Consider the following 21846-nt stretch of genomic DNA (forward strand, 5'->3'; position numbering starts at 1 on the left):
TTTATCATTTAGTGTATAATATCACATCCGTTAGTATCGGAATAGTAAATTCGACTTGACAGTTGACTGTTGACAGTTGACAGTTCACGGCGTCAACAGTCAACTGTCAACTGTCAACATCATTCCGGTGTAACCGGAAATGATATAAAAATATGAAAGACGAATTTGATGACAAAGAGAGAAAATTCGCTCCCGCCGATCGCTCAAACCCTCTTTTTGGGCGAACAGAACTATATTTATTGCTGCTGTTGTTCGCCGGTGGCATTGCGATAGACTACTGGTTTAGGCATCACCCACAACAGCTTTGGCGATCGCCCACCGAGCAGCCTGCAGGTCTCAATCCAGCATCCCCCAAACCGCTGCTTTAACCGGATCTTCAACGTCTGCACTTTCACCAAAGGCAAAATGATACGCATCGGAAAACTTCTCTGGAGTCGCTTTTCGCATCTGCTGTTGCGTCCCAAGCGATTGGCAATTTTTGAAGCCTGCCTGATTGGGCTAGTGTCAGGACTGGCTGCGCTGTTGTTGGCACAAGGAGTTGGTTGGCTCGGCGGCTGGCGGCAGCAGGCAACGCATTTAATCCCGGCATATATTGCGCTGCCGTCGATCGGAGTCCTAGGCGGATTCTTGTCTGGATTGATAGTCGATCGCATGGCTCCCGCCGCCAGCGGGAGCGGCATGAGCGAAGTGAAGGCGGTACTCGCAAACGTTCCGATGCCTTTGAATTTGCGAATTGCCCTCGTGAAGTTGGTCAGCGCCACCCTCGTACTCGCTGCAGGAATGCCCCTCGGACGAGAAGGACCCACGGTACAGATTGGGGCAGCGTTAGCGAGTCAACTGAGTCGATGGTTCCCAACTTCACCCGATCATCGCCGTCAGATCCTCGCAGCAGGTGCCGGAGCGGGACTTGCAGCCGCGTTTAATGCGCCGATCGCAGGTGTTTTATTTGTGGTCGAAGAACTGTTGCAAGACGTTTCTGGAATCACCTTGGGAACAGCGATCCTGGCTTCGTTCATCGGGTCGGTTGTCGCTCGGATCAGTGGTTCGCACAATCTCGATTTAGATCTGCATCTTGTTGTCTTTAATACCAGCTTTTCTGCGGGTGAGATTCCCTTTTACCTGCTGCTGGGAATTCTAGCAGGCGGACTTGGTGTGCTGTTTAATCGCTCAATCCTTACAAGTTTGACGTTGTACCGCCGCTTTCTCCATGTCGGCTTACCCTGGCGAATCGGATTTGCTGGGCTGATTGCGGGAATTGCACTCGCTGCCTTACCAGATATATTTCGAGACAATGCCGGACTCAAAGAACTGCTCTTAACCGGAAATGCAGACTGGCAACTCGTGGCGATCGTCTTTTGCATCCAGTTTTTTCTGATTGTCGTCACCTACGGTTCTGGCGCACCGGGCGGGTTGCTGATTCCCAGCATGGTACTCGGTGCAGCGTTAGGATACCTCGTAGGAGTCGCAGAACACCAAGTTTTGGGTTTAAGTCTGGCAACCACTTATGCACGGGTTGGGATGGCGGCATTTTTCTGTGCGGTTGCTCGCACTCCGATTACTGCGGTAATCCTGGTGTTTGAGATGACGACTGACTTTAATTTAGTGTTGCCGCTGATGATCGTATCTGTGACTTCTTACCTGATTGCAGAATTGCTCGATGAGGGTTCGCTTTACGATCGCTTACTCGCCTTTAAAGGCATTCACCTGACGAAAGAAACGAGCGCTCAAGATCCTTGGACAGATCTAACTGCATTGGATGTGATGCAGCCTAAAGTAGAAACGCTTTCTAGTCGAATTCGGCTCGAAGAAGCGTTACAGGCGTTTTCTCAGTCTTCCCACCGCACGTTTCCGGTGGTCGAAAGCGGCAAGCTTGTCGGCATTTTAACTCAAAAGGATATTGCCAACTTTTCTGCACGAGGATTGAATGGTGAGAATCTTGTCAGCGATCTGATGACACCAGATCCCGTTCGCATCGATCCAGAAGATACGCTTGCCTATGTGCTGCATTTGCTCGACAGACACAATCTCAATAGCTTACCAGTCGTAGAAGGACGGCGATTGGTCGGTATTATTACCCGCAGCGATATCATTCGCGTTGAAGCAGCTTATCTCAACAACGAAAGTCTCGCTCAACCCAAGGTAGAACGAGCTCGGATAATTCACCAAACCAAATCGCCAGAAACGGGACAAGGGCGCATCCTCGTGCCGTTGAGCAATCCAAAAACATCCCTGACGCTGTTAGAAATGGCAGTGGCAATTGCCCGCGATCGCAACTATGAAATTGAATGTTTGCAGGTGATTGTTGTGCCAAGACATCATGTGCTTGCAGAAACTCCAGTAACAACGGCTGAGAGTCAAAAGCTACTAAAGCAGGCAATCCGTCTATGTCAAGCGTGGCGAGTTCCGATCCATACCCAGATTCTAGTGGCGCATGATTTGTCAAGTGCCATTCTCGAAACGATCGAAGAGCGACATATCGATCTCGTCTTCATGGGGTGGAAAGGCAGCACTAAAACACCGGGGCGGGTTTTTAGTCGAGTTGTCGATACTATGATTCGACAAGCTGTTTGTGAAGTGGTGTTGGTGAAGTTAACTGATCGAGCAATATTTGAGCGGTGGTTGGTACCAATGGCAGGCGGACCCAATGCCCAGCAAGCAGTTCGGTTGCTACCTGGATTGATTTCTCTGAGCAAAACCGCACAAGTCAGATTATTTCATGTGTACGATGGTTCTCAGGAGCGCCAAGCCGACGACCGTGCTGATTTTGAACCAACTGAGGAAGTCTTGAAACTTGCCGCTCAGTTTCTCAAGCCTCAAGTGAATGCCTCTATCTTGACGACTTCTGTATGTGCTGATTCTGTGTCGGCGGCAGTGTTGAGTTATGCCAAACACGATCGAAGCGATGTGATTGTTTTGGGTGCGAGTCGAGAGGGATTGTTGCAACAGATGAAACAGGGAAATATTCCAGCCGCGATTTCTCGCCAAAGCAACTGCAATGTGATTTTGGTGAGAGCGTTTTGAAGCAGGAAAATGAACCACAAGCGATCTCGTATCCGGTCGATTACTATAACAAAAACGGTTTGCAGTGCGTGCGTTTAATTGATCGGACACGGTATGAATCGTAGAGCGATCGTTAATCCGGTGATTTGTTTTGATATTGAAACATTTTTGATAGAAACGAGAATAGTTTTTGAGGGAGCATCTGAGTTTTGTTTTTGTAGCGCTGTCGCGCGATCGCGAGTAATATCAAATCCGGTACCATCGGAATTATATATTATCATCGATAGTGCTGTCCCCGCTCGCAATCGACTTCGCCAGCGGGGACAGCACTACATAATTCCGATGCTATCGGAAACCATATAAAGGCTCGCATTCAAACAAAAAAAATATTTTTACAAAGCTGCAGATGTTCCCCGGTTAATCTCTCGTGTCGGGCAGAGTTTCGACTACATACTCCGGTACATATTCTGGTCGATTCTCGGGCCGATTCGCGGGCAAATTCTTGGGCAAATTCTCCGGTGGATGTTCTAGCCTGACTCGCCGGATCGGAAGATTTGCAATCAGTGCTGTGGCCCGCTGGTCGCTCTCGAGCGAGAACTCAGACCCGGTGGTATCGATTTCCACGTAGCGAGATACCACCTCTAGAATTTCTCGGCGCATTGACTCAACCATTTCTGGGCTGAGTTCTGAGCGGTCGTGGGCTAGAACCAGTTTGAGGCGACGTTTTACCTCGTCGCGGCTGTTGTCAGGGGTGCGCGGGAAAAGTCGTTCGAGAAGTGTGTATATCATGGGTCTAGCGGGTTTGTCAAGGGTTAGGCATAGAAAAGGTCATACCATTTTCGATTTTCGATTTTCGATTTTCGATTGGGGAATCAGTGATTCCCGTCAGGTTTGGAGTTGGTCTACAGTTTCATTCTTTTTGGCAACTGGTGTAACTGGGGGAAAATTTGGGCTAGTTTTTGTGATGCGGTCGCTGCTGTTAAAGATCGATCGCCAATCAGCACATCACATAATTTTAGTATTTAAGAACTTGCGGAGGCGAGTAAAGAAGTTTTCGGGACGGGGATTTAGATCGAGAAATTCAACTTTTTCGCCTTCTAAGCGGCGGGCAATATTGTCAAAGGCAGTTCCAGCTAAAGAGGCAGTTTCCGACAATACTAATGGTTCGCCTCGGTTGGTGGAAACGATGACGCGCTCGTCGTCGGGAACGACGCCTAACAGCGCAATGGCGAGGATTTCCCGCACGTCTTGCACCGACATCATATCATTTGCCAGCACCATTGCGGGTCTGATCCGGTTGACGATCAGGTTGATTTTCTTGACGTTGTTGGCTTCCAGCAGCCCGATGACTCGATCGGCATCGCGGACAGCAGCGATTTCTGGAGTGGTGACAATGATACCTTCTTGAGCCGGGGCGATCGCATTTTGAAAGCCTTGTTCAATTCCAGCAGGAGAGTCGATCAAAATATAGTCGTATTTTGCTGTCAACATACCCACAAGCTGCTTCATTTGCTCGGCGCTGATGGCATCTTTCATCCGAGTTTGGGCAGCCGGCAACAGCACCAAGCGCGGCTGCCGCTTGTCTTTCACCAAAGCTTGCTCTAACCGGCACTCTCCAGCGAGAACTTCTAATGCCGTGTAAACAATGCGATTTTCTAAGCCCAGCAGCAAGTCTAAATTTCTGAGACCGAAATCGGCATCAATTACAGCAACGGTGCGTCCCCGCTTAGCTAAAGCCATGCCGAGATTGGCTGTGGAGGTGGTTTTTCCTACCCCGCCTTTCCCTGATGTAACAACAATAATGCGAGCCATAAGCGATTTTAGATTTATTGGGAATTGGTGATTGGTGATGGGGAATTGGTAATGGGTAATGGGTAATTAGTAATTGGTTTTATTGTTGGTTGATAATTAGCAATTATTCTTTGGTGATTTTGCAGCAATCTGTTATTCAGTGAATTAACTCAACACTCAAATCTCTCATTGTAATACTAATTATCTATGAATTTGCACTTAATTTTTAAATCGTCCTTTAGTGGCTGATTTAGCCAAGGGAAAAATTATCAAGTGCAGGCTTCAAGAGAAATCGTATTACAAATTACCCATTACCAATTCCCAATCACCAATTCCCAATTACCGATTACTCATTACCCCCGACTAACTGCGATTTGTCAAAATCAGAGGCTCTACCGATCCGAATCCCTTGAGGCGTCACATAGGCGACTTCCGGGAAAAACTGAGCGGGTGAGGTTTCTGGGCCTCTGGCAACATACTTAGCAATCCTAATCACCATCGGTTCCATCTGCAAGGTCATAATCACGCTTTTGGTGTTGCCACCGGCACCGGCGTGCACGACTCCCCGCAAACGGCCCCAAACTAGGATATCGCCTCCGGCGATGACTGAGCCGCCGGGATTTACGTCTCCCAAAAGTACGACGGTGCCGGGATGGCGAATTTCTACGCCCGATCGCACTGTCATCTGCAAATATAAAGGTTCCGCCAGCGATTGCGGTTTTTCGGCGGCGGCTTTATTCAGGGAAGAAACCGGAGGCTGCTGTTCTACACAATAGCCTGCTGTAGCTGCGGCAACGGCGGTTTGGCGGCGGCTGGTGTGGACTCGTTTGAGTTGCAGTTCCACTTCGGAGAGGGCCTCGGCAATCTCTTGCAGTTGGCGGATATCTAAAAGTCGATCGTTCCCCATCAATTGTACTTCTGCGTTTGGTTGCCAAAAGCGTTCTCCTGCATTCAGCCTGACTTTTAGCTGCTGCCAAAGTTCAGTCCAAGTCGAGGCGGAGGCTGTTGCGGGTTCGCTGTTGGTTTCTGGGGGGAGTAGCAACAGTAGCTGTCCATCTTCTGTCTTGAGTCGGACTTGCAACTCTAAGCTGACTTCGGGTGTTGATTGAGGGGCGGCAGCAGCGGCTGCGGCGGAGGCATCGGGTGTCATGGGACAGTTTGATCTCTGGTAGGGACAGGTTAACCTCAATATTAGCTCGATCGGTCTTTTGGCTCAGCTTCGTTTGTGAACAAGATTTTTTTTATTAACCGCAGAGGGCGCAGAGGACACAGAGAAAGAGAATAGAGAGCAGAAGAAAGAAATAGTTTTGACAAGCTATGATTATTCAATAACAACGTGCTTACTAATTATTAATTTTCAATTAGGTTATGCAGCAAATAGAACGTTATCGCGGCAGTCTTCTCGGTTTAGCAGTTGGCGATGCTTTGGGAACAACTTTAGAGTTCTGTCGCCCCGGAAGTTTTGCGCCTATTAACGATATGGTTGGCGGCGGCCCGTTTCGACTGCAACCGGGCGAGTGGACTGATGATACTTCGATGGCGCTTTGTTTGGCCCAAAGTTTGATTGAGAAACAGGGTTTCGATCCAGTCCATCAATTAGAAACATATCTGCGGTGGAGTACAGACGGACATTTGAGCAGTACGGGTGAATGTTTTGATATTGGCAATACGGTTCAACAAGCACTTTGGCAGTTTGAAGATACAAGAAAACCTTACTGCGGTTCTACGGATGCTTGGGCTGCTGGAAATGGTTCGATTATGCGCTTGGCTCCCGTGCCTTTGTTTTATGCGAATAATCCTTTGGAAGTCATAGAAAAATCAGCAGAAAGTTCTCGAACTACTCACGGTGCTGCTACTTGTGTGGATGCTTGCCGCTATTTTGGTGCTTTAATTGCGGGGGCTGTGAATGGGGTTGCTAAAGATGTGTTGCTTTCGGAAAGATATTGTCCGATTTCTGGCTATTGGGGAGCAAATCCGCTGGTGGCAGAGATTGATGAGATTGCGGCGGGTTCTTTTAAATTGCGACAACCTCCTGAAATTAAGGGTACGGGTTATGTTGTCAAGTCTTTGGAGGCGGTACTTTGGGCGTTTTACAACAGTTCTTCTTTTGCTGAAGGCTGTTTGTTGGCTGTGAATTTGGGCGACGACGCGGATACGACTGGTGCGGTTTACGGACAGTTGGCGGGGGCTTTTTACGGAGAATCTGGTATACCGGAAAAATGGATCTCGCAATTAGTCGATCGCTCTTTAATTGCATCTTTTGGCGATCGGCTCTTGACTTTATCTAGAACGCTCTGAATACTTGTATCAGTTTTTAACCTTCTTTGTTTTTACAATAACTAGCAACTTGAGTTAACATAGATCAATTTACACACGCATTTCTGGTTGAGGGTTAATACAATGGTACTCGAAGCCCCGTCTATCAAACCCAAACTAACCGTCACCTGGGAACCCCTACCAGCTAACTTCGTATTACCCGACGATCCGGTGGAAAATATTCAACAACCTTCTCTCGCCGCTGCTCTCACCGATGCACTGGGAGCCGCAGGATGTATCCAGCCAGAAATGCTGATTGCCTCTAATTTGGGGTTAGTCGCCACAGTCAATAAAAAGATTGTTGTCAAAGCTCCAGACTGGTTTTATGTGCCGCAAGTGCATCCTCTAGCAGAGGGGGTAATCCGCCGTAGTTATACTCCTCATACTGATGGTGCTAATGTGGCGATCGTGATGGAGTTTCTCTCGGAAGCAGAGGGAGGAGAACTATCGGTCAGAGCAACTCCGCCCTATGGCAAACTCCACTTTTACGAACAGATTATTCAAGTACCTACTTATGTCACTTATGACCCCTACGAAGGTATTTTAGAAGTGCGCTATTTGCAAGATGGGCGGTATGTTTTACATTCAGCCAATGAGCAGGGGCGGGTGTTGATTCCACAACTGGAACTATATCTGGGGATTTGGTCGGGGGAAAGGTTGGGACAAACCATGAACTGGCTGCGCTGGTGGGATAATTTAGGTAATTTGTTGCTGTGGAGTTCAGAACAAGCTGACCAGGAAAGGCAAAGGGCTGAGCAAGAAAGGCAAAGGGCTGAGCAAGAAAGGCAAAGGGCTGACCAGGAAAGGCAAAGGGCTGACCAGGAAAGCCAAAGGGCACAACGATTGGCGGCTAAGTTGCGCGAATTGGGAGTTGAGCCAGATTGAACGCTGATTGAAAGCTAATTTACGATCGCCATTAAGACACAGGACTTACCCAACCATCTACCAGAACAGGCGCAACCACAGGTAGATTGCGCCTACAAAACTCTATATTTAGTTGTTCGTAAGTCCTGAATCGACAATCAAAAATCAAAAATCGAAAATTAATTGACGTGTGTAACAATTCGTGATATGCTTTTACGCCTTTATCTCGATATAAAAAATATTTATGAATAAATCTTAAGTTTTAATTAAATTTAGTATTATAATTTTGGTAACTTCCAACTAAGTATTTATTCTCACTATGATAGCGGATCAATTTCCTTGGCTGACCGCAATTGTCATCCTACCCCTCCTAGCTTCCCTCGCCATCCCTTTTCTGCCGGATACAGACGGCAAAACCGTCCGCTGGTATGCCCTAGGCGTAGGTATTGCAGATTTTGTATTAATGTGCTGGGTGTTTTGGACTCATTACGATCCGAGTATCTCTAGTTTCCAAATCGTAGAACAATATTCCTGGATACCTTCTTTAGGCTTCAACTGGTCTGTTTCCGTTGACGGACTGTCAGTTCCGCTGGTACTGTTGGCGGGATTGGTGACGACGCTATCAATCTTTGCAGCCTGGGAAGTCGATCGCAAGCCACGACTCTTCTACTTCCTGATGCTGGTGATGTACTCCGCACAAATAGGAGTTTTCGTCGCCCAAGACATCATGCTGCTGTTCATTGTCTGGGAACTAGAACTAATTCCGGTGTACCTGCTAATCTCGATTTGGGGCGGACAAAACCGCCGCTACGCAGCTACCAAATTCTTGATTTACACCGCAGGCGCTTCCATCTTTATTTTGATAGCTGCCTTAGCAATGGCATTCTACGGCGGAGGCACCCCCACCTTCGACATGGTAGAACTAGGCTTGAAGGACTACCCACTGGGTTTAGAATTACTGCTTTATGCGGGATTGCTGATTGCCTTCGGTGTGAAACTGGCGATTTTCCCCTTCCACACTTGGCTGCCTGATGCCCACGGCGAAGCATCTTCTCCCGTGTCGATGATTCTGGCCGGCGTATTGCTGAAAATGGGCGGATACGGACTGATTCGGCTGAATTTGGAACTTCTTCCCCAAGCACACGTTTACTTTGCACCGATTATGGCGGTGCTCGGCGTAGTCAATATTATCTACGGCGCGCTGAATTCCTTCGGCCAATCGAACATGAAGCGCCGCCTAGCGAATTCGTCGATTTCTCACATGGGATTCGTGTTGTTGGGTATTGCTTCCTTCACGGATTTGGGAATCAACGGGGCGCTGTTGCAAATGATTTCCCACGGTTTAATCGCCTCAGTATTGTTTTTCCTGGCTGGCGTTACTTACGATCGCACCCATACAATGATCATGGACGAGATGGGCGAGATTGGAAAAGTCATGCCGAAAGTGTTTGCTTTGTTTACCGCAGGCGCGATGGCTTCTTTGGCACTCCCCGGAATGAGCGGTTTTGCTAGCGAATTGTCCGTGTTTGTGGGCGTCGCAACTAGCGATATGTACAGCGGTTCTTTCCGGGCGGTGACAGTGTTCCTGGCGGCAGTAGGACTGATTTTGACGCCGATTTATTTGCTCTCGATGCTGCGACAGTTATTTTACAACTGTGGGAGACTGGCTGCTTGCGACCTTGAGGATCTCAATTTGCAGAATCAGAGAAACAATCTGGATGAAGCGGTTTGTTTCGGTAATAGTTGCGTTTTGCCTGGTGATGCACCGTTTATTGATGCTAAACCTCGGGAAGTGGCGATCGCATTTTGCTTTTTGATACCGATTGTCGGCATTGGTTTTTATCCCAAGATGGCGATGCAAGTCTACGACGCCAAGACTGTCGCAGTCAACGCAGAAGTCCGCCAATCTTACATCCAAATTGCTCAACAAAATCCTCGGATTTATGCGAATCAACTTTTGGTTCCCAAAATTGCCCAAGCTCAAAAAGCGCCGGCTTTGGACAAAATTACAGGGTCTGAATCTGCATCGGTTTTTGGCATTGTCAAATAATTTTATCGAACTCTGTTTGTGTTGAAAATTGGGCGATCGCTTTTGTCAAAGGGCGATCGCCTTTTTCTTAGCGCTGAATTTCTGAAATAATCTGCGCCAGATTCTCCCTAGCATATCCCACCTCAAGAATCGATTTATCATCGAGTTCAGAGGCCACTTTCTTCAAGATATTTAGCGGTTCTTCAAAGCCTGTCGTCTTCGCAAACAAAACTTGCAACCGATTTTTTACTAATGCTAAAATAGAGCTACTTGGTTCGCCTTTATCCCCTTTCCGTTTAGCAATGTTGATGCTCAATTTGTGAGTTTTCAACAGCCCCATGCTTTCTATTCCTTGGGTCTTAACCGTCTCCAAAACCTCCGCTCGAATCCGATCGACTAATCTGTCCGTCACATATTGCACGATCAAAGGCTGAAGCATAAAAACAGTTTCCCCGCCCTCACTGAGTTTGTCAATCAGCGAGCGACGACCCAGAGAATCTAGATTTTTTAGCAAATCTGAAAGCGATGAATTGACCAACATCTCCTCTCGTAAAGTCGCCAGGGAAATCGGGCTTTGAGCAATAGCAATCCAGTAGGCAATCTCTTGTTCAGAACTCGACATTCGCTCGAACTGCTGCGCGAGCAAATTGCTGATATGTTCTTCAATAAATAAAGCCGTTGCTTCCAAAAGCTTTAAAACATTCCCCTCGAAAAACTCGTTAATTGTTGTCGCTACAATCTTTAATGCTAACAGATTGCCTCCGTACCGGGATAACAAGATTTCCCACTCTCGCTCTTGAGCCGACAAACCTTTTTCTTGGAAAATTTCCCGCGCTATTTCCTCGGAAATAGCAGGTTTTAAAGACCGCACTTTTTCTCCCGCCAGCAAAGCCAGTTCCGTAGGCTCTTCCGAACTAACTAGCAGTAAACAGCTATTGTGATTGACCTCACACAGCCGCACGATTAAATCTCGATATCCTTCATAGCCTTCCCGGTAGTGTCCGGCTAATTCTGCAGGTCTGAGAACCGCTTCAAAATCGTCTAAAATTACCAGACAGCGGTGTTTTCGCAGATACTCGACCAAGCGAGAAATTTTGCTGTTGAGGTCGATCCTCTTCGTTGGCGTAGCCCCCGTAGGGGCGGGTTCCCCTAACGGCACATCGGGTTTTTGTTGGTTAGAAAAAAGTTGAATTAAGCTTCCTAGGAAGTCCGATGGTGCGGGTGTCGATCGCAGCGATCGCCAAATCACAAAATCAAACTCATTCTGTACCTGTTTTGCCAACTGCACCGACAGAGTTGTTTTGCCGCTACCAGCCAAACCCAGCAGCGCTACCAGGCGACAATTATCTGATACAATCCACTGCTTTAAAGTAGTTAATTCTTCAGTCCGTCCGTAAAAAACCGAAACATCCGGTGCTTGGCCCCAATCTTCCTGTCGCTGTCCAATCCCCATCTTCAATAGAGAGCCTTTACCTCGACTAAAATCGCTCGTTCCCCGATCGGTGTGGTATGAAAACAGCAACTGATGCCTCAATTCCGAAAGCTTTCCAGGGCCGTTCCCCCCGATCTGAAACTTTTTGTAAACTTCGCCTAGTCTTTTGCGAACGGCGATGTCGCTAATGCCAAGCTTTGTGGCGATCGTCGCTGTAGATTGACCGTCGAGAGCCATAAACACAGTTTCTAACTCGGCATCTGTGACACCGCGCTGTTTGGCGATCGTTTGCACAAAGTTTTGAGGAATCGGAGTAGTCAAGGTAGGAATCTCGCCTCTACTAAAAATCTATCTTCTATTATATTGTGTGAGTTCTCGCAGGCGAGCAATTGAATCGAAGCTAAAAACGTTCAGCTTGCTTTTTGTTGTTGTTTGGGCATTTTTAGATATTTATACCCTATTATCGATTGCGATACAAGTAAAAAAAATGCAACTGTAGGCAAGCTCCAAACTCATGCACAATCAGCCATTTCCAATTCTTCAATTCTTCAATTCTTCAATTCTTCAATTCTTTAATTCTTTAATCTAAGATGGTATGAGGAACGGGGAGTCGAGCGGCATTAACTGTTGCTATTTCCCTACCCGTAAAACCTATTGTAGAGTGGAGGCGCGGCGCTTAATTTATAGCACCAAACCCTAAATCTCCAACCGCACCACCACCCACCGCGAACCAAAAACCCGCTAAATTTACAATTTTTGAAAGCAGCGCTGTATCAGCCAAAAATTGTCGCACTAGCGCGGTATTCTCGGGCAGAAAGCAGCCGCCAACTCCCATCGCCCAAAAGTTCCAAAACCTGCTGGTGATATTTTACTAAACTCAATCGGTGGCCGACACTCACAAACGTAGTTTTAGTGGCTTGCAACTGCTCGTATAAATGTTGCTCGTTCTTCAAATCCAAAGCACTTGTCGCCTCATCCAAAATAGCGTATTTCGGTTCCGTCAACAACAATCTAGCAAAAGCTAAACGTTGCTGTTCTCCCAGCGACAAAATCTCAGCCCAATCTAAATCCGCATCAAAACCGCCCAATCTGTCCGGCAAATCTGCTAAATTTACTGATGCCAAAACGCGGCGCAATTTTTCCTCATCAACCTCGCTGCTAGTATTGGGATACAAAAGTTGCGATCGCAAACTACCCAAAATCATATAAGGACGCTGCGGCAAAAACAGCATTTCCTCCAATTTCGGCCGCGCCAAACGCCCCGTTCCCGATTCCCACAAACCCGCAATTGCCCGCAGCAAAGAACTTTTCCCAGTACCGCTTTGCCCGACAATTAACAGTCCTTCTCCTGGCGACACAGCTACCGACAAATCCCTAATCAAAGTGTTTTGATACTTCGGAGTATCTAACGTAACGTGTTCCAGCGTCAACTGCGAATTTATAACTGTATCGATTGTTCTGAATTCGTCGATTTGAACAGCATTTTTTTCATTTATTAAAGACTCATTAAACGTGGCGAGACGATTAATTCCCGCTGCAAAAGCACTCAAGCTTTCAATATTATATACGACCAAAGAAAATGCTTCTAAAACCTGACGGAAAGCAAATTCAGCTTGAGTAATATCGCCGTATTTTATCTGACCTCCAAAGTAGATAGAAGCCAGAAACAAAGATGGAATAATATAAGTCGCATATTTATAGCTAAGTGTAAAATATTGCAGATTCCGCTGCCAGCCAATTAGCAAATTAAAGTTCCGAACTGCTGCTAAAAATCGGTTTTTTACTTGAACAGATTCCTGTGCTTCTCCCCGATAAAAAGCAATTGATTCTGAATTGTCCCTAATGTGAACCAAGCCATAGCGAAAGTCAGCTTCTTTGCGGAGCTGATTGAAGTTCAAAACTATCAATTTTTTGCCAATAATTACCATTACTGCCGTCCCAAAGACAGCATAAAAGATTAGTCCTATCGAAAGACCTTTAGAAATAGACCACAAAATACCTGTAAAAGAAATAACATCAATAATCGCTCCCAAAATCAGCAGCAAAAAATCCAAACTCGTGCTAGTGAAAGATTTGATATCTTCAGCAATTCGCTGGTCGGGATTGTCGATTTCCTTTTGAGAATTTATTTCGTAATGAGCGCGGTTTTCAAAATATCTATCCAGGAAACTATCAGTCATCCACTCTCGCCAATACAGTCCCAGTTTATCTTGGGTATAGCGGTAAATCACCACTATCGGAGTACCGATGATAAAAACTCCAGCATAGACCCACATAAACCGCCAAAAAGTAGTCTGATCTTTTTCAGCAAGTGCCGTCGTGAAAAAGTTACCAATGTAGCTAATTACTACGTTAATCCCGCTAACTGACAGCGACAAAAATAGCAGCAGAGCTAACATTATCCACTGCTTGCAGCGCGGTATCAACTTGCTTCTGAAAAAGACAAAAGCAGCCATCGGGAGGATTAGCATTAAACCAACGATCGCAATTGTCGGTGAGTAGATAATTCCTTTGATCAAAGTAGCTAAGCCAGCCGCAACCGCGTTAAAAGCCTCTGGAAAAAAGACTTGAGCACCCAAACATACAGCGCTGACGAACACAAACATCGCAGCGAACAGAAATATCAACAACAGCGCCACTAATCCTAAAAAGATTCTGCCGCCCCCAGGCTCTAAAGGATAAAAGTAAGGTTGAGCGATCGCAATAAACCTCTCCCACAACTGACGGTCAAATCGATTCATCTTTGCTGTTTACAAAACTACTTAGACTCTTCTAACATATCAAGTCTTGTGACAAAATGCGGCAGTAATTTATTTGGGAGTTTCGCGAAAAAATTAATCTCACCCACAGACGGAAACGTGTTTTCCGACTTAAGCGGTGGAGACAAAAAAAGTTTGGAGGTTACTTCAAGTTCTTAGATTCATCTGTGGAGTCAATTCTTGAATCTCAAATCTAAAATCTCAAATCGATGGCATCAGAAGAAGTCGCGCTTTCGCCGGACAACTCCGACTGCAATTTACTGCTGTAAAATCGCTGGCTAATTCCTAAAATTACTTGTTTCATTACCCAATACAAAACAGCAATTACTACAAAAGTTACAGCCATTACTAAAACCGGACGCTTGCCAATCAAATCGTTCATTACGGTGTTAACCAGCGCATCGGGGTTAGTAAGAATGTCCCAACTGTTGAAGCGGATAAATCGCCCTAAATAAATGCCAAGCGCCGAAAGTGCGTGTATAGTTATCTCCGTTGCCAGGATAAATTTACTCAAACCCTGTTGCTTCAAATAGTAACCCAAATTCATCACCGACAGCACGTAAGCCCCAAAGCCGACCAGCATAAACGCCAGATACTGCGGGATCAAAGCTAAAGTCACAGTCCACACCGAGTTCCCCTCTTTAATCTGTTCGATCAGGTGAATGATATCAGTTAAAACGTAGGGCGCATTGGGTAAAAATGCGATCAACCAGAAAAAACCGCCCCACCAGCGGAGAGAGCGAACTCCGCGCTGCCGCAGTACCCAGATGTCTAAAGCCATCAGTGCCAGTGTAATCGCGATCGCCCCCAAAACGTAAGTTTTGCCCACATCTTGCACAATATGCTTCAGATAGCCTAAAAAATGGCGCGTACTGGGCAAAAAAGTAGCGCCCAGGAGAATGCCCGTACCCCACAGCAGCCAGCGCGATCGAGGTTTGCGGAACAGCCAAAAACTCAGCCCCAGCGGTACTAAAGCCAAAAACAAATTCCAAGACATCCAGCGGACATTGTGTCCCATTGCTTGCAGCGCTTCCAGGATTAATCCCATCATGTCAATTTTTATACAATTAAAGGTTTGATGCAGCACCGCTTCATTCGCAGCTTCCGTCTATTTTAGTCCTTAACTTGTAGGGTGAGTCAGCCTCTGGCTCCCGGCGCTGCGCCTGAAAATCAAGAAATGCTGATGCACCCTACCACTGTGGAGTCAATCTAAAATCTCAAATCTAAAATCTCAAATCGACTGACCCACCCTACCACTGCGGAGTCAATCTAAAATCTAAAATCTAAAATCTAAAATCGACTGACGCCCCTACTATTTATACACTTTGTCGATCGGAATCTCAATCTTAAAAGTCGTTCCGCATCCTATGGAAGAAATACACTCTATCTTCCCCTTGTGCTTTTCCACCACAATCGAGTGCGCGATAGACATTCCCAACCCCGTACCTTTCCCCACAGCTTTTGTAGTAAAAAACGGGTTAAAAATTCGATCGACTATCCCCTCGGAAATGCCCGTACCGTTGTCCGAAATTTCTACCCTAACAGTGTTCTGGAGGGTTACACCCGTGGAAATAGCAATCCGTCCACTATTTGTCTCTGATTGTGGAAGCGATAACTTGTGATATCGTTCTTCAATAGCATCAATTGCATTAGCAAGAATATTCATAAACACCTGATTCAGTTGGCTCGCATAGCACTCCACCAGTGGCAGTTTTCCAAACTCCTTAATTATTGCAATTTCCGGGCGGCTGTCCCGACTCTTCAAGCGGTGCTGCAAAATTAACAAAGTGCTTTCAATTCCCGCGTGAATATCGACCGGCTTCATTGCGGATTCGTCCAGCCGCGAGAAATTTCTGAGGGACAACACAATTTGCCGGATGCGCTCGGTTCCTACCTGCATTGAACCCACAAGTTTTCTTAAATCCTCAGCCATGAAATCCAAATCTATCTCTTGAATGCGATCCACAATTTTTGAACTAGGTTCGGGATACTCATGTTCGTAAAGACTCACCAGATCCAGCAACTGTTTTGTATACTGGTTGAGATAATCAATGTTAGCGTGAATGAAGTTAACTGGATTATTAATTTCGTGAGCTATGCCAGCCACTAATTGCCCCAAAGAAGACATTTTTTCTGTTTGAATGAGCTGAGTTTGAGTAGAGCGCAATTCCAGCAGCGCTGACTCTAAATCTCGAGCTTTTTCTCTTTCTCGTACCTCGCTTTGCCGCAGTGCTTCCTCTGCTTGCTTGCGAGTCGTAATATCCTGGGAAACTCCAATTATTATCTTAGCCTGACCGTCCGCATTCCTACTAAAAATAGTATCCCGACTTTGCAGCCATAAAATTTGACCGTCTGCTGCCCGTACCCGGTACTCAATTTCTCTAGTTTCGCCATCTTCAATTCCTACAAAGCTGGCGTGATATTTGAGAATTTTCGGCAAATCGTCCGGGTGTACTAACTGAGGCATGAGTGGCGAATCCATCGCTGTAAGGTCGTCAAACGTATAGCCCAAAATCATAAGCAGTGAATTATTAGTGTAGATATTCCGCTGTTCTTCCAAGTCGTAGAGATACAAAATACCGGGAGTAGCCTCGGCTACTTTTTTAATGAACTGCTGGCTTTCTTGCAAAGCTAATTCAGATTCTTTGCGATCCGTAACATCAACGGCGATGCCGTCCCAAAGAATATCGCCGTTTTCCTTAGCTTCAGGACGCGAATTGATCTGAAACCAGCGAATCTTGCCTGAAGGTAGCACGAACCGTCCTTCCCACTGCCAAGGTTGCAAAGCCTGGGCAGAAATAGCAACAGATTCGTCATGATTTTGGAGATCGTCGGGATGAATCAAATTTCCGATCAGAGCCGCATTTTGCAGAACATCTTCTGGTTCTAACTCAAATAGTTCTCGGCAAGCAGCACTGATATAAGGAAAACTGGAATATCCATCTGAACGCAACAAAAATTGATAAATTATTCCCGGCAAATTAGCCGACAGCTTTTGAAATTTTGCCTCGCTTTCCCGCAGTGCTTCCTCTGCTTGTTTGCGCTCCGTAATGTCAGTAATTGAACCAACCATTCGGACTGCTTTTCCAGATGCGTCCCACAAAGCTTGTCCCCGGCTCAATATCCATTTGTAGACGCTGTTATAGCACCAGCAGCGGTATTCGATGATGTAATGCGGCGTTTTCTTGTTTAAATGGTTTTGGAGAGCTTGCATTACTAAGGCTAAATCGTCGGGATGCGTGCTCTTGTTCAATTCGTCAAAGTAATCGACAACGGGGCTGTGTTCGTCGTATCCGGTGATTTCCTTAAATCTATCGGACAGAAATAGTTCCCCTGTTTGCAAGTTCCAGTCCCAAATTCCGTCATTGTTCCCTTTGAGTGCTAACTGCCAGCGTTCTTCAGTTTGCATCAATTGAGCAGTTCTCTGTTTGACTCTACTTTCTAGTTCTTGATTGAGCTGTTTGAGACTTTCTTCTGCCTGTTTGCGTTCGATCGCAATTCCTGCTAAATTCATCGCGGCTTCTATCAATTGCAGGTCGATTTTTTTGGGGTACCGCGGTTGGGAATAATACATTCCAAAAGTTCCCAAAACTTGACCCTGAGATGAGAAAATAGGAGTAGACAAGCAAGATCTCAGTCCAAAACTCAATGCTAAATCGCGATAATTTTCCCACAAAGGATCGCTGGCAATATCTGTAACGATCACCTGTTGGCGGGTAAAGGCAGCAGTCCCGCAGGAGCCTGCATCCGGGCCGATGGCTCTGCCATGAATAGCAGCATTGTAACTCTCGGGCAAACTGGGCGCGGCTCCATGCAGTAAATGTTCGCCGTCTGGAGCGAGAAGCAATATCGAACCCATGACATCTCTAGATTGCTGTTCGATAATTTCAACTAAAGTATTTAAAGTAGCGCCAAGAGTTGCGCCCTTAGCAATCATTTCTAAAATTTGTTTTTGACCTGTCAACCAATTTTCAGCTTGCTTGCGCTCCGTAATGTCGCGGGCCACCCACAGAACCGCGTTTTCTTTCATTGGCGAAATGGTCGCGGCAAACCACTTGTGTAGGCTGGCAAGTTCCAGGTTATATTCAAAAGTACAGGTTTGATTTGTAGCAAGGGCGGTGCGAATTTGCTCCTGACAAAAATCTGCAATTTCTGGCTCGAATAATTCGCTGACTTTTTTGCCGACAAGTTCTGCCGACGGTTTGTATAAAAGTCCGGGATTTGTCGGGGCAATTTTCAGGTAGCGTCCCTCAATATCAATCACCAAAATTACGTCGTTCATGGCAGCGAACAAAGCTCGAAGTTCCGATTCCGAAGCTTGGAGGGCGATTTCAGCTTGTTTGCGATCGCTAATATCCGTCCCGATACAAAGCAGTCCTGCCAAATTTCCATTCGCATCTAGTAAAGGTTTATTTGTCCACGCTATCCACACCCTTTCTCCATTGCTGCGGATGTTTTCCTTTTCGTGTTGGAAGTATTTTTCCGGCTGTGCCAAACAGTCTCGAATTATTGCCGCGAGGTCACTTTCGGAGAAATCTGTTTTCGGTATAATTGTGCCGATCGCACTTTTGCCGATGATTTCTGCTTCTGCATAACCGAAAAAAGTTTCAGCAAACTCGTTAAAAAAAGTAATCTTGCCTTCACTGTCTAACTGCACAATCATGCTGTTAGCATTCTCAACTAATTGCCGGTACTTAACTTCGCTCGATCGCAGTTTCGCACGGCCGTACACCCAGCTAAAAACTGCGACCCCAGTCAAAAGTGCCAGCAAGTCGCCTCCAAAAAGCAGCCACCCCCGAAACGGGGAATTCGCAGCCCATCCTCCCGCCGGAATTGCTGCCAACTGCCAGGAACCGTTGGGCAAAGTCACTTCCAGCAGCACGGGATTGCGATCGAAAATTGACCCGTCACCGAAAAACACAGAGCCGGATGTTCCCTTCCCGTCTTTGCCCCGCAAAGCGTATTGCAGCTTCGCTGAGGAGTCGTTGAGTCCTGCTTCCTCAATTAGGGAATTTTTGTCGAGGATCAAGCCTGTCAAGCCCCAATAAACTCCTGTTTCGGGCTCGGCGCCGGAGGGTGTGAGAAAAATCGGCGATCGGCTGATGAACGTCTCGTCCCCCTCCAATAATTTCACTGGCCCGGCAAGTAAAGTTTTTCTGGTTTGGATGACCTCTTTGACCATTTGCCGCTGTTCGGGTAGCGCCGTCAAGTCAACCCCGATCGCCCCTTCATTTCCCTCCCGCGGATAAATGTAAGCCACCGTCGTGCCTTTAACTAAAGTTATGGCGCGAATGCCGGCTTGCTGTGCCACCAGAATTCTCGCCGTCGCTGCAAACTCGGCTTCGGTGATGTTTGGGTTGTTGGAAAGGTAAGCCCCCAAACCCCGCATCAAATACAGGCGGGCATTCAAAGAGCCTTCCAGCTTAGAACGGACTGTGCTGAGCCGATCGAGGGTGGTAGCGCGGTTGTACTCAAAAAACCGCCGCTGTTCCGATCGATCTAAAATGCTAACTCCGACCAAAATTGCTATTGATGCCGAAATTGCTGCTAAATACGGTGAAATTTGGAATTTTTTCACCTTAAAGTATTCCATCTGTCGGCGGTTAAGGTATATTTTTTAGATCTTTAGATAGATTTAGTTTAGTTTGGTTTCTCTAGGCAAATGCAAGATTTTCGGCATACCGGGCTTTTTGCAAGCGGGCGCGAGTTTGTTGTGTTCTAGGACGCGCGCCGAATGTCGGCGATCGGCTTGCCTCTAACCATCCATTCTGCGGACAAAGTTTTAAATCTCAAATCGACTGACCGAAAGTAATGCGGTTATAAGCCCCCGGATTCATTCCGAAAGCAGGCTTAGGACGGATCGATCTAAAATCTAAAATCTAAAATCTAAAATCGACTGACTCGCCATTTATCGGGTAGGGTGGGCGTGCCGCACCGCAGCGGTGCGGCACGCCCACCCGAAATACGGGAGTTATTAGCTAAAATAGGGTTAGGAATAATTTTTTTCAGCGCTACGGCTAATCATTCATAGGGGCAATTTGATGCAAGAACAGTTGATGGAAGCGATCGCACCTTACCGCGATCGCGTGGATTATCTGGAAGTTCGCCTCGAACAAAGCGAGTCAACTGCGATTAGTTTTCGCGGCCCTCAGTTAGATGCTGTCAACCGCAGTTTTAGTCTCGCCGGCGGCATCCGCGCCTGTCACAAAGGCGGCTGGAGTTTTGTAACTTTTAACGGTTTAGCTGAGTTAAAAGACCGCATTGAAGAAGCTGTAGTGCAGTCTCGTTTGGTTGGCAGCGAAAAAACTCTACTAGCAGATGTCACCCCGATTCAAGATTATGTAGCGGTGGAATTGGGCCGCGACCCGCGCTCTATTACTCTAGCACAAAAGCGGAAATTGCTCGAATCTTACAACCAGTTGCTGTTAGATTACGACCCGCGAATTCAGACGACAATGGCCGGTTACAGCGACAGATTCGGGGTTACTTATTTTGTGAATTCTCAAGGCACTTGCATCGCTCAAGAGCGCTTGGACGTGACCGGGCGTTTCGGAGCGATCGCCCGCGGCGAGGGCGGTGTCGTCCGCCAAGGGTTTGAGTCGATTCACTCGCGATCGGATTACGATGTCTTGACAAATATTGAAGATCGTGTTAAGAGTGCGGCCGTTCGAGCTGTAGGACAACTAGAGGCAAAATCGGTGAAAGGCGGTCAGTATCCGGTGATTTTAGACCCTTATTTGTCGGGGGTTTTTATTCACGAAGCTTTCGGGCATTTGTCGGAAGCAGACGGCATTTACGAAAACCCGAAAATGCAGGAATTGTTGACTTTGGGCAAGCCTGTGGCGATCGAACAATTAAATGTAATTGACGACGCAACAGTGCCGGGATTGCCGGGAACTTTGAAATACGACGACGAAGGCGTGCCGGCTCAGTGCAAGCATTTAATTAAAAATGGAGTTTTAACGACTCGGATGCACAATCGCGAGACTGCGGGCAAAATGGGCGAAAGTCCGACGGGAAATGCCCGGGCTCTGAGCGCTACTTTTATGCCTTTGGTGCGGATGACTAATACTGCGATCGAGTCTGGCGAACATTCTTTTGACGAAATGGTTGCCGACATTGACGAAGGAGTTTATGCAGTGCGGATGTTGGGAGGACAAACCAACGGTGAAATGTTTACCTTTGCGGCTGCTCAAGGGTTCATGATCCGCGACGGAAAATTGGCCGAACCGGTCAGCGATGTCACTTTAAGCGGCAATGTATTTCAGACGTTAAAGGATATTGAGTCTATAGGAAACGACTCGGTTTATGCCTACGGCGGTTGCGGTAAAGGCGGCCAGAGCGGTTTGCCCGTAAGTGTCGGCGGCCCCCATCTGCGGATTAAAAATGTTGTAGTCGGAGGAAGATAATCATTAGTCCTTAGTCATTAATTATTAGTTCAAGACTTACGCAACTGGTTAAGGTGAAGGCCTGCTCACGCCCTCACCTTAACCAGTCCGGGTTACTGACAAGTTAACAACCGACATAAAATCTGGTATTTACTTTCACTCCCGCTGAGTGCCATGCCGGAGGCTACCGTTACCAAAGGTGTAAATTTCCGCACATCAATTCGCACAACGAATAAGCTTGACTTGTACGGATTTCGCGTTCTTTGA

The 21846-nt window shown here is 46.8% G+C and carries 13 protein-coding genes; 6 read left to right on the forward strand and 7 right to left on the reverse strand.

Features of this window, described 5'->3' with window-relative positions; translation table 11 throughout:
* Positions 1 to 152: 152 nt before the first annotated feature.
* Together OSC7112_RS12065 and OSC7112_RS12070 are read left to right on the forward strand one after the other, a co-directional pair.
* The gene (locus OSC7112_RS12065; RefSeq protein ID WP_041622497.1) at positions 153 to 368 is read left to right on the forward strand and encodes a hypothetical protein; all 216 of its coding nucleotides are present in this window, start codon (positions 153 to 155) and stop codon (positions 366 to 368) included.
* Positions 369 to 405: 37 nt separating this feature from the next.
* Positions 406 to 3021, forward strand: coding sequence for a chloride channel protein (locus tag OSC7112_RS12070; protein ID WP_015176158.1), 2616 nt, complete (start codon positions 406 to 408; stop codon positions 3019 to 3021).
* Between the two features lie 396 nt (positions 3022 to 3417).
* Here OSC7112_RS12070 and minE read toward each other — a convergent pair whose 3' ends face one another.
* From minE to minC, 3 genes are all read right to left on the reverse strand, one after another.
* Positions 3418 to 3789, reverse strand: a complete 372-nt coding sequence (gene minE / locus OSC7112_RS12080) for a cell division topological specificity factor MinE (protein ID WP_015176160.1) — start codon at positions 3787 to 3789, stop codon at positions 3418 to 3420.
* Between the two features lie 216 nt (positions 3790 to 4005).
* The gene (gene minD / locus OSC7112_RS12085) at positions 4006 to 4812 is read right to left on the reverse strand and encodes a septum site-determining protein MinD (protein WP_015176161.1); all 807 of its coding nucleotides are present in this window, start codon (positions 4810 to 4812) and stop codon (positions 4006 to 4008) included.
* Between the two features lie 325 nt (positions 4813 to 5137).
* A complete protein-coding gene (minC, locus tag OSC7112_RS12090; protein WP_015176162.1) occupies positions 5138 to 5941 on the reverse strand; it encodes a septum site-determining protein MinC in 804 nt (267 codons plus the stop codon).
* A 218-nt stretch (positions 5942 to 6159) separates the two neighbouring features.
* Between minC and OSC7112_RS12095 the strand changes: the two genes are divergently transcribed.
* The 3 genes from OSC7112_RS12095 (at position 6160) to OSC7112_RS12105 (ending at position 10021) form a co-directional block, all read left to right on the forward strand.
* Positions 6160 to 7089, forward strand: coding sequence for an ADP-ribosylglycohydrolase family protein (locus tag OSC7112_RS12095; RefSeq protein WP_015176163.1), 930 nt, complete (start codon positions 6160 to 6162; stop codon positions 7087 to 7089).
* Between the two features lie 102 nt (positions 7090 to 7191).
* Positions 7192 to 7992 (forward strand): Uma2 family endonuclease, encoded by an 801-nt coding sequence (locus tag OSC7112_RS12100; protein WP_015176164.1) that lies wholly within the window; start codon positions 7192 to 7194, stop codon positions 7990 to 7992.
* A 298-nt stretch (positions 7993 to 8290) separates the two neighbouring features.
* Positions 8291 to 10021 (forward strand): NAD(P)H-quinone oxidoreductase subunit 4, encoded by a 1731-nt coding sequence (locus OSC7112_RS12105; RefSeq protein ID WP_015176165.1) that lies wholly within the window; start codon positions 8291 to 8293, stop codon positions 10019 to 10021.
* Between the two features lie 67 nt (positions 10022 to 10088).
* On the opposite strand, the gene OSC7112_RS12110 is transcribed toward OSC7112_RS12105, so the two are convergent.
* From OSC7112_RS12110 to OSC7112_RS12125, 4 genes are all read right to left on the reverse strand, one after another.
* On the reverse strand, positions 10089 to 11753 hold the full coding sequence (locus OSC7112_RS12110; RefSeq protein WP_015176166.1) for an NB-ARC domain-containing protein: 1665 nt from the start codon (positions 11751 to 11753) through the stop codon (positions 10089 to 10091).
* Between the two features lie 452 nt (positions 11754 to 12205).
* A complete protein-coding gene (locus OSC7112_RS12115) occupies positions 12206 to 14173 on the reverse strand; it encodes an ABC transporter ATP-binding protein/permease (RefSeq protein WP_015176168.1) in 1968 nt (655 codons plus the stop codon).
* A gap of 211 nt (positions 14174 to 14384) precedes the next feature.
* On the reverse strand, positions 14385 to 15242 hold the full coding sequence (locus OSC7112_RS12120) for a DUF1361 domain-containing protein (protein WP_015176169.1): 858 nt from the start codon (positions 15240 to 15242) through the stop codon (positions 14385 to 14387).
* A gap of 261 nt (positions 15243 to 15503) precedes the next feature.
* Complete coding sequence (locus OSC7112_RS12125; RefSeq protein WP_015176170.1) at positions 15504 to 19784, reverse strand: PAS domain S-box protein; 4281 nt, start codon at positions 19782 to 19784, stop codon at positions 15504 to 15506.
* 448 nt (positions 19785 to 20232) lie between these two features.
* Here OSC7112_RS12125 and OSC7112_RS12130 point away from each other — a divergent pair, with 448 nt between their 5' ends.
* The gene (locus tag OSC7112_RS12130) at positions 20233 to 21600 is read left to right on the forward strand and encodes a TldD/PmbA family protein (protein WP_015176171.1); all 1368 of its coding nucleotides are present in this window, start codon (positions 20233 to 20235) and stop codon (positions 21598 to 21600) included.
* Positions 21601 to 21846 lie beyond the last annotated feature (246 nt).

It is taken from the genome of Oscillatoria nigro-viridis PCC 7112 (assembly GCF_000317475.1).
Taxonomy (GTDB): Bacteria; Cyanobacteriota; Cyanobacteriia; order Cyanobacteriales; family Microcoleaceae; genus Microcoleus; species Microcoleus nigroviridis.